This is a genomic window from Streptomyces sp. NPDC001220, assembly GCF_053597895.1.
In genome coordinates, this window is record NZ_JBSFJE010000044.1 from 1 (window position 1) to 9,140 (window position 9,140).

Annotated in this window: 6 protein-coding genes; 3 read left to right on the forward strand and 3 right to left on the reverse strand. The window is 69.7% G+C overall.

All coding sequences use genetic code 11. The annotated features are described in order from the left end of the window. Positions 1–22 precede the first annotated feature (22 nt). Positions 23–2,458: a SpoIIE family protein phosphatase gene (locus tag ACWDGI_RS43410; protein WP_450768573.1), complete on the forward strand. Its 2,436-nt coding sequence runs from the start codon at positions 23–25 to the stop codon at positions 2,456–2,458. An 87-nt stretch (positions 2,459–2,545) separates the two neighbouring features. Here ACWDGI_RS43410 and ACWDGI_RS43415 read toward each other — a convergent pair whose 3' ends face one another. Together ACWDGI_RS43415 and ACWDGI_RS43420 are read right to left on the reverse strand one after the other, a co-directional pair. Further along, positions 2,546–3,199, reverse strand: a complete 654-nt coding sequence (locus ACWDGI_RS43415; protein WP_450768574.1) for a TetR/AcrR family transcriptional regulator — start codon at positions 3,197–3,199, stop codon at positions 2,546–2,548. 281 nt (positions 3,200–3,480) lie between these two features. Further along, on the reverse strand, positions 3,481–5,247 hold the full coding sequence (locus tag ACWDGI_RS43420) for a glycoside hydrolase family 6 protein (RefSeq protein ID WP_450768575.1): 1,767 nt from the start codon (positions 5,245–5,247) through the stop codon (positions 3,481–3,483). 1,036 nt (positions 5,248–6,283) lie between these two features. Between ACWDGI_RS43420 and ACWDGI_RS43425 the strand changes: the two genes are divergently transcribed. Next, on the forward strand, positions 6,284–7,306 hold the full coding sequence (locus ACWDGI_RS43425; protein ID WP_450768576.1) for a LacI family DNA-binding transcriptional regulator: 1,023 nt from the start codon (positions 6,284–6,286) through the stop codon (positions 7,304–7,306). A gap of 234 nt (positions 7,307–7,540) precedes the next feature. Then, on the forward strand, positions 7,541–8,674 hold the full coding sequence (locus tag ACWDGI_RS43430; protein ID WP_450768577.1) for a GH12 family glycosyl hydrolase domain-containing protein: 1,134 nt from the start codon (positions 7,541–7,543) through the stop codon (positions 8,672–8,674). Between the two features lie 342 nt (positions 8,675–9,016). On the opposite strand, the gene ACWDGI_RS43435 is transcribed toward ACWDGI_RS43430, so the two are convergent. Next, the coding region (locus ACWDGI_RS43435; protein WP_450768578.1) for a sigma factor-like helix-turn-helix DNA-binding protein at positions 9,017–9,140 on the reverse strand (124 nt) is incomplete at its 5' end.

A 9,140-nucleotide genomic window follows, 5' to 3' on the forward strand; every position in this document is an offset into this window, starting at 1 on the left:
GCTCTCTCGAAGGAAGCCCCACATGGACCTGGAGAATCTCAAGAACGCCTGCTCGGCAGGCGGCTCCCAAGGAACGACGGACGTACCCGGCTCCGGTCCCGGCGCAGGGTCGTACGCCTTCGACGGGCCGGCAGCCGCCGTGCTCGACCACCGAGGCGCGGTGGTGCGGTGGACCGGGGCAGCAGAGGACCTGACCGGGTTCCGCGCCGAGGAGGTCTGCGGCCGCCTCGTGCAGGAACTGGTGGCCGACCTCCCGGACGACCTGCGCGCCACGGAGATGCCGGCGTCCGGCCGGGTACGGCTGTGGCATCAGTGCGGCGACACCATCGATGTCACCTTCAGGACCACCAAGGTGGGCTGCTCCGGCTCGGAGGAGGTCCTTGTCGTGGCGGCTCCTACACACCACGTCGCCGGCCACGAGCACGGCGCGGCGCTGCTGCGTGCACTGTCCGCACAGAACCGGATCACGATCGCCGTGTACGACACGGATCTCGTCACTGTGCAGACGAACGCCACGCCGGGCACTCTCGACGGCCGTCCGGTACAGCCCGGCGCTCGGCTGAGCGACGTGCTGTGCGCCGAGGACGCCGAGAACCTCGAGGCAGTACTGCGCCAGGTACTCGAGACGGGTGCCCCGGTGGTCCGCAGAAGCCAGCAGGTGAGCTGGCGGCACGATCCGGCACGACAGCACGCGCTGTCGCTGTCCGCCTTCCGCCTGGAGGACGCGCGAGGACGCCCCACGGGAGTCGCGGCCCTGTACCTGGACGACGCCGACCAGATGCGCGCCCGCCGGAATCTGGATCTCGCCCGCGAGGTGGCCGAGCGCGTAGGAGGATCCCTGGATGTCGTGCGTACCGCGCAGGATCTTGCGGACGTTCTCGCACCTGCGTTCGGGGATCTCGCCGCCGTCGACCTCGCGCACTCAGTTTTCGACGGGGACGAACCGTCGAAGCGGCTGGGCGGTGGAGACATGGGCAACGCGGCCCTCGCGCCGGCCGGCGCCGTGTGGCCGGCCGGCATCAAGCGCGGCGAGTCCGTCCCGCCCCTTCCCGACCACCCCCTGGTGCGCAGCTTCCGCCACGGCGAGCCGGTCGTCTTCGGCCTTGACGACTTCATCGCCATGGTCGGAGACCCGCAGCTGGTCGTGTATCTCGTCCCGAAGGACGCCCATTCGGTGATGGTTGCACCGTTGCATGCCCGCGGGCACACGCTCGGCGCCATATCGGCCTGGCGCTGCGGCCGATCCGACCCCTTCACCGAGGACGAGGCGGATCTCATGAAGCAGATCGCCTCACGGGGTGCGCTCGCCATCGACAACGCCCGCCGTTACACGCGCGAGCACCGGGCGGCCGTAGCGCTGCAACAGCGTCTCCTGCCCCCGGCCACGACCGACACTCCGGCAGCCGAGACCGCCGGCGTATACCTGCCCGCAGGCGGCGGAGCGGACATCGGCGGTGACTGGTACGACTGCATTGCCCTGCCGTCTCTCCGGGTGGCCCTCGTCGCCGGGGACGTGGTCGGCCACGGCATGGCCGCAAGCGCCACCATGGGCCGCCTGCGCGCCGCCATCCAGACGCTCGCGGACCTGGAACTCGAACCGGACGAACTGCTCGCCCGGCTCGCCGACCTGGTCCAGCGCCTCGCGGCCGAAGCACCGTCCGGCGACCGGGACATCGTCGGCGGCACATGCCTGTACGCGGTCTACGACTCGGTCACCAGGCGCTGCGCCATGGCCAGTGCCGGGCACCCGCCCCCCGTCCTGGTCCGGCCCGACGGGACCGCCGAAGCAGTGGGGATCTCCCCGGGGCCACCACTCGCCCTCATCGGCCTGCCGTACGAGACCACCGTCATCGACGTCGAGCCGGGCAGCGTGCTCGCCCTCTACACCGACGGCCTGGTCGAACGGGGCGATCGCGACATCGGCCAAGGTCTGCCACGCCTGACGAAGGCCCTCGCCGCGCACTGCCGGCCGGATCGTGCCCTGGACGAAACCGGCCGGGCACTCCTCGCCGACCTGGCGGACCAGGCCCCGCGCGACGACGCGGCCCTGCTGCTGGCCCGCACCCGCGCCGTCCCGGCGGCGGACACCGCGCACTGGGAGATCCCGGCCGATCCGGCCGCTGTCTCCGAAGCCCGAGAATGGATCTCCCGCCAACTCACCACATGGGGCCTGGACGACCTTCTCTTCGCCACCGAACTCATCGTCAGCGAACTGGTGACCAACGCCATCCGCTACGGCCGTCCGCCGATGGACCTCCGTCTGATTCGCCACCACGTCCTGGTGTGTGAGGTCACCGACTCCAGCAGCACCCAACCCCGCCTGCGGCGTGCCCTCACAACCGACGAGGGAGGACGTGGCCTGTTCCTCGTCGCTCAACTCGGCGGACGGTGGGGCTGCCGCCATGGCCAGAACGGCAAGACGATCTGGTCCGAGCAAGTCATCCGGCATTCCCCCTGAAGCCACGGCTCACCCCGGAGACCGCGAGCAGGAGCGGTCCCCTGTCTCGCGGCCGCGACGCGGTCGATGCGGGCGCAGCGACCGGGATCAGCTGCCGTCACCGAAGCCCGGCTCGGGATTGATCACGGAAGAGACGTCCACGACCACGTCACTCGCACGCTTCTCCGGCACCCCGGCAGCGATCAGGGTGGAGATGACGAGTGGGACGACGTCGTCATCCAGTGCCCCGTCATTGACGCTCTCCAGCAAGGCGACCGTCAGCGCTTCCAGTCCGGCGCTGAGCACCACGGGTGGCAGGTGGGAATGGAAGACTCCCTCCCGCTGTCCCCTCTCCAGAATGTCCGTCGCCGCTTCTCGGATCGGAGCCAGGATCCCCGTTACACGTTCGGCTCCCAAGTGCCTGCGAGCCAGCGCCAGGAGCATCCGGTACCTGTCTCCGACGGGCCACATCCCAAGAAACAGCCGGGCCAGGGCCCGCTCAGCCGGGTCGTCCGGCCCCACCGCGTCCTCCGCCGCCTCCCGCAGCGCTGCGGACGCCTCGTCGGCGAGCGCGCCCAGCAGGGCTTCCCGTCCGGGGAAATGCCCGAAAAGAGTGCGCCGTACGACACCGGCGGCCTGTGCGAGCTCCTCCATCGTGATGTTCGGGTTCCGGCCGAACTCCTGGCGGGCCGTGTCCAGGATGCGGGCCCGGTTGGACCGTGCATCGCGGCGCTGAGGCGCGCGGGCCAGTGGCTTGGTCACGACAACCTCGGTGGATCTGTAGGGCAGGGTGCGGCGCAGAGGCCAGACGGGTACGTCCCATTTTGGCAGAAGCCCGAATCGCCTGCTCTGCCGGCCATCGCCGTCCGCCGTCCTCGCCAGTTCCCGGAACTCCGCCCCGACCGTGATCCACGGGAATCACCGGCCGTCCCGGGGAAAATCCCGCGGGGCGGCCGGCCGCGCCTCCCTACCTGGCCGCCGCCGGACCCCTCCCTCTCCCTGCCGAGCGGGCCCGACGCCGGCGGACACAGCGCGTCAGCGGGTCATGACAAGGGCGGGTACGCGTTCTGGACCAACTGCTGGAACTGGGCGGAGAACCAGTGCCCGGCCAGCGGCGAGTTCGGCAGCGCGCCCGTGGGGTTGTTGCCGTTGCGCGCGTTGCCGCCGTAGGTCGGGTCGCACATCCGGTCGAAGCCCTTGCCCTCGTCGTTGGGGACGGCCGCGCTGTTGCCGTCCGACTCCCCCGGCGGCTTGACCCACACGTAGGCGTCGATACCGGCGGCGGGAGCCGCGGTCGGGCGTTCCCCGATGCCTGCTCCGCTCTGGTTGCACCAGTTTCCGGCGTGGATCCGCCGGTCTACGCGGCTGCTGTCGACATAGCCGTCCACGGTGGTCTGCGCTCCGGGACCGGTGGGCCGGGCGGAGCCGCCCCAGCCGTTGCGTGACGTGTCGATCAGCATGCCGAGTCCGGAATCGAATCCGGCCGCGACGAGCTTGTCGCGCAGCGCCTGGGCGAAGGACTGCTCGTCCACGTACTGGTTCCAGTCCACCCACTTCGACTGACGTACGGTCTGGCCGTTCACCGTGTCGGTGACCTTGAGGTACGGCTCCTTGGTGGGGCTGTAGTTCGCGGTGTTGACGATGAAGCCGGCCACGTCGTTCACGCTCGCGCCGTTCGTCGTCGCGACCTTGTGGAACTCCTGCACCGCGGGACCGAGGTTGCTGTCCCAGCCGAGCCAGCCATGGTGGGCGGCGTCGATGTAGTTGTAGACGTTCGGGATGGCACCGAGCTTGTCCAGGGCGTAGCCCACGCCCTTCTCGTAGTTGCCGTTGGACTTCATGGTCACGCAGGCGTCGGTGGTCGTGGGCGTGCCGCCGGCGTTGGTGACCAGGTTGGGCAGTGAGTCGGGCTCGATGACGGTGGCGATCCGCAGGCCCGCGTACTTGGCGTCGGACAGGATCGACGCGATGGGGTCGATGTACTGGGACTTGTACTTGTCGAGGTCGTCGGGCCCCAGCTCGCCGTTGGAGGCGAGGGCGGCGCAGTCGCGGCCGGGCAGGTCGTAGATGACGAGCTGGACGACGAGATCTCCGGAGCCCTTCTGCTTCAGGGCCTCGTCGAGGTGGGCGCGCAGACCCATCCCACCGCTCACACCGTTGATGGCGGCGATGCGGTCCAGCCAGACAGCGGTGGGCTGACTGGCGATACGGCTGCCGCCCGGTTCGGCGGCCGCCTTGGCGGACCACTCGGGGTTCACGTACACCTTGGCGCCCGTGTAGGGGTTGTCGGCGCGACTCCCGGTGTCACCACCGCCACCTCCACCGCCGCCCGTACCGCCGCCGGTGCCACCACCGGTGCCGCCGCCAGTACCACCTCCAGTACCGCCGCCGCCGTCGACGTTGCAGGTGACCCCGTCGAGCGTGAACGTGGCGGGCACGCCGTTGGTGCCGCTGTAGGAGCCGTTGAACCCGAAGCTGACCGAACCTCCGCTCGCGAGAGCGCCGTTGTAGGCCTCGTTGGCGGCGGTGACGTCGGCACCGTTCTGGCTGAGCTTCGTGTTCCAGGCGTTGGTGACCTTCTGATTGCCGGCGTACGACCACTTCACCGACCAACTCGACTTGGCTGCCGCGTTGTTGGTGATGGTCACGGCGGCGGTGAAGCCGGTGTCCCACTGGCTCTGCACCTTGTAGTCGACGGTGCAGGGGACGGCCGAGGTGGCGGCGCCGGCCTGGCCGACGACGAGCACTGTCCCCGTCGTCCCGGCGACCAGCGCCAGGGCGGCGAGCAGCGATGTCCTGGTGTGACTCATGAGTGCGGGTTTCCTTCTCTGGATGGGGAGTTACGGACAGAGGCCGCGCGGACGGTCGCGCGAGCCGACGTCTGGGCCACACCTGGGGCACACGTGGCGTTCCAGTGGTCGGTGCGCCGGTACGTCCGGCATCCACTCGAAGGCGCGGCCGTGATGCCGGCTCTTCAAGGCCTCGGTGGTGCTGGGGGGCGCCGGGTCAGGTGCGGGGCGGCCCGGCGGTGTCTGAAGGCACCGACGCCGAAGCAGGACCCGTACGGGTCAGGCCGGCGTGTCGCGGGAGTGGCGCAAAGCGAGTGCGGTGCGATCCGGCGCTCGTGCACCGGTCGACGGTCGGCCGACGGTGTTGCCTCGGAGTCCCTGTCCACGGCACACGCGGCCGTGGCTCCCCGGCCCGAGAACACCGGGCAGAGCGGTGTCGAGAGAGCGTCGCTGACTAAAAGTACTGAATGCGGGGGGTGTCGCATGAGCGAGTCCTCACAGCTTGGCGCGCCGCTACGGACGCGTCGCCTGATGGAACCGCTCCCACTGGTGGGGAGGAAGCTAGCGTCAACTGGCGAGGTTTCATAGGGCCCTTGCGAAACTTTTCGCCGGATCGGCCCAGTTCGAACTTTGGAGGCCCCAGCGTCTTGACCGCGCCCGCCTCCATCTCCACCATGGGAGCGCTCCCACTGGATTCCGCCCTTGGCACCTCTCCGTGAGTCGCGTGACGCAAGGAGGAACAGCACATGGATCCCGGACGCGGACACACATCCGGCGGGGCGGCCCACCCGCGCAGAGGGCCGCCCGACCGACCCGCGACCAGCTCGGGCCGCCCGCCGGACAACCGACAGCCCCCTGCGCGAACACAGCTCAGCAGAGCCATGGCAGCCCATGTCAGTCATGACCACCAGCGACCGCGCCCAGACTTCCCCACTCCTGACGGGAGCGCTCCCAACCATGGGGAGCAGGGCAACCGCCGGTAACTATGCCGCTGGTGAATTCGTGTGCTCACTCCCCTCCGGCCGGTAAGATCGGTGATCTCTTGGGGGAGGTGGTCATGGGCAGGCGACGCCCGGGGACACCGACGCTGGAAGAGGTGGCCGCCCACGCGCGGGTGGGACGGGGCACGGTCTCCCGCGTCATCAACAACGCGGCGGGCGTGAAGGATTCGACACGCCGGGCCGTACAACGGGCCATCGAGGAACTGGGTTACGTGCCCAATCTCGCGGCCCGTTCCCTGGCGGGACGGCGGGCCGACGCCGTCGCCCTGGTCATGACGGAGCCGGACTGGCGGCAGTTCGCGGAGCCCTTCTTCTCCGAGATCGTCAGCTCACTCGGGAACGCGCTCACCGACACGGGGATGCAACTGCTGCTGACCCTGGTCCGCTCGGACACCGAGCGGCAGCGCTTCCTCGAGTACGCGCGCGGCGGCCGGGTCGACGGTGTCCTGCTGATGTCCGTGCACGCCGGCGATCCCCTGCCGGACATGCTCGCCGAAGCCCGGCTGCCGACCGTACTGCTGGGGCGCCGCTCCGGGGAGGAGTACGTCAGCTACGTCGACGCGGACAACATCGGTGGCGCCCGCAGTGCCGTCTCCCACCTTGTCCGGCGGGGCCGCAGAGTCATAGCCACCATCACCGGGCCACTCGACCTGTACGCCGCCCAGTGCCGGCTGCGCGGCTACGAGGAGGCCCTGAAACTCGCGGGCCTGAAGGGTGGGCCGACCCTTGTCGCCGAGAGCGACTTCACGACGGACAGCGGACGCCGCGCCATGGCCGAGCTCATCGAACGGCATCCGGACATCGACGGCGTCCTCGCCGCGTCGGACACCACGGCCGCGGGGGCCCTGGAGGCCCTGCGCGCGGCCGGACGCCGGGTGCCCGAGGACGTCGCCGTGGTCGGCTTCGACGACTTTCCGCTGGCCCAGCAGACCGAACCTCGGCTGACCACGGTACGTCAGCCGATCGAGGAGATCGGGCGGGCCATGATCCGACTGCTCCTGGAGGAGATGGAGGAGGGTGCCGTGGCCTGGCGTCACGTCATCCTCCGTACGGAGCTGGTGGTCCGCGAGTCGACCTGACCCGCGCCGGCGAATCCGTCCGGGCATCGATCGCGGAGTAGGCATGCCGCGTCTCGGCACCCCTGTCCGACCTGCGGCTCCGAAATCGGTTCGACGGGTTCGCGCCGACAGTCTTGTCATGGACCTGAACCATCCCTACAGTCCTGCCGAACCCAGGATTGGGAGCGCTCCCATTCACCAGGTGACGGGAGCACTTCCCCACTACCCCCCCCCATCCCTCGGAAGAGGATCCGCATGCGTCCTTCATCGCACCATGCCCACCGCGCGCGTGGCCTGCTCGGCGCGCTGCTCACCTCGCTCGTCTCGCTCGCCGCGCTTCTGACCACAGCGACGGCGGCACAGGCCGACACCTCGATCTGCGAACCCTTTGGAACGACGACCATCCAGGGCCGCTACGTGGTCCAGAACAACCGCTGGGGCACCAGCGCCTCCCAGTGCGTCACCGCGACGGAGTCGGGGTTCAGGATCACCCAGGCCGACGGATCCGTCCCCACCAACGGCGCTCCGAAGTCCTACCCGTCCGTCTACAACGGCTGCCACTACACCAACTGCTCGCCCGGCACCAACCTGCCCGCGCAGCTCAGCGCCGTCTCCACCGCGCCTTCGAGCATCTCCTACGCCTACGTGAACGACGCGGTGTACGACGCCGCGTACGACATCTGGCTCGACCCCACACCGCGCACCGACGGTGTGAACCGGACCGAGATCATGATCTGGTTCAACAAGGTCGGGTCCATCCAGCCCATCGGCTCCCCGGTCGGCAACGCATCCGTGGGCGGGCGGGAGTGGCAGGTGTGGTCCGGCAACAACGGCTCGAACGACGTGCTGTCGTTCGTCGCACCGTCGGCGGTCACCAGCTGGGCCTTCGACGTCATGGACTTCGCCCGGCAGGCCGTCTCGCGCGGACTCGCGCAGAACAGCTGGTATCTGACGAGTGTTCAGGCGGGGTTCGAGCCCTGGCAGAACGGCGCGGGTCTCGCCGTGACCTCGTTCTCCTCCACCGTCAACACCGGGTCCTCCGGTGGTGGCCCGGGCAACCCGGGCGGCTCCACGTCCTGCAAGGTGGCGTACGCGACGAACGTCTGGCAGGGCGGCTTCACCGCCGACGTCACGGTCACCAACACCGGCTCCTCTCCCGTCAACGGCTGGCAGCTCGCGTTCACCCTCCCCTCCGGGCAGCGGATCACCAACTCCTGGAACGCGAACCTGTCCTCGTCGTCAGGAGCCGTCACGGCGAGCAACGTGAGCCACAACGGCCAGATCGCGGCCGGCGGCCAGGTGGCCTTCGGCTTCCAGGGCAGCGCCGACGGAGCCTTCGCCAAGCCGTCCGGCTTCAGCCTGAACGGAACCGCCTGCGCCACCGCGTGACGCGCGTCCGAGATCCGGAGCCCGCCCGAGTGCGGTCCGGAGTTCAGCCGCGGCTTGCGCAGCACCACCGCGGGGCTCCACGACGTCCACGCGAACCTGAGCATCGGCAGCCTGGGCTTCGAGGAGTCCGCGGCATCGGCTCACGATGATCCCGAGGGGGATCTGCCGGTGGTCGGCGAACATGTGCGCGGCCCGTCCGAGGGAGTGACCGGGGGGGGGCATGAACGCGGGCACGCTCGGCCGGAATTCGAGGCCCTCCCCGCGTTCATCGCCCGCCGTCGGTCACTTCGCGCCGAGGACAGGCCGGCCCGCACGCGGGTTGTGTGCGCGGTAGGAGAGAGGTCACCGGCGTAGAGCGTCGTCCCTGACCTGGGCGCAGCTGCGGCTGATGAGGCGGGAGACGTGCATCTGGGAGATGCCGAGGCTTTCGGCGATCCTGCTCTGCGTCATGTCCTCGAAGAAACGC